Source organism: Agromyces binzhouensis (genome assembly GCF_004135055.1).
Taxonomy (GTDB): Bacteria; Actinomycetota; Actinomycetes; order Actinomycetales; family Microbacteriaceae; genus Agromyces; species Agromyces binzhouensis.
The window spans coordinates 1-559 of the sequence record NZ_SDPL01000818.1; the positions used below are offsets into that span (position 1 = coordinate 1).

Genomic DNA, 559 nt, shown 5'->3' on the forward strand with positions numbered 1-559 from the left:
TCGAGCGCCGTCGCGACGGCGCCGCCGTGCCGGGCCAGCACGCGACCGGCAGGGGTGAGGCGGATGCCCCGGCCGGTCCGTTCCACGAGTGCGACGCCCGCACGCGCCTCGGCCCGTCGCACCTGCTGGCTGAGTGCCGGCTGGCTGTAGCCCAGGGCGTTCGCGGCCGCGGTGATCGACCCGCGCTCGGCGATCTCGCGGAGCACGAGCAGGCTGGTGGCGTCGAGGTCGGCGAGACCGGTCGTTTCGGCGGATGAGGCGGACGAGGCGGACGAGGCGGACGAGGCGGACGAGGCATCCATGCCCCGATCATAAGCCCGCCTTATGCGATGGATCGCAGACCTGCTCTCGACGGATCGGATGGCGCGGCGCACGCTGGAGGCATGACCGCGACGACCATCTCCTCGACCGGCTCCGGCACCACGAGCGCCGACCTGCCCGACCCGCGCTTCGCCGCCGGGCGCAGCTACCTCGCGGCATGCACGCTCGGCATCCCCGCCGCACCCACGGTCGCGGCGGTCGCCCGCGACCTCGAGCGCTGGCGCGACGGTCGCGCCTC

General features: G+C 74.8%; 1 protein-coding gene. It reads right to left on the reverse strand.

Annotation, left to right across the window (positions count from 1 at the left end; all coding sequences use genetic code 11):
* A partial coding sequence (locus ESO86_RS18395; RefSeq protein WP_165308458.1) for a helix-turn-helix domain-containing protein occupies positions 1-302 on the reverse strand: 302 nt, incomplete at its 3' end.
* Positions 303-559 lie beyond the last annotated feature (257 nt).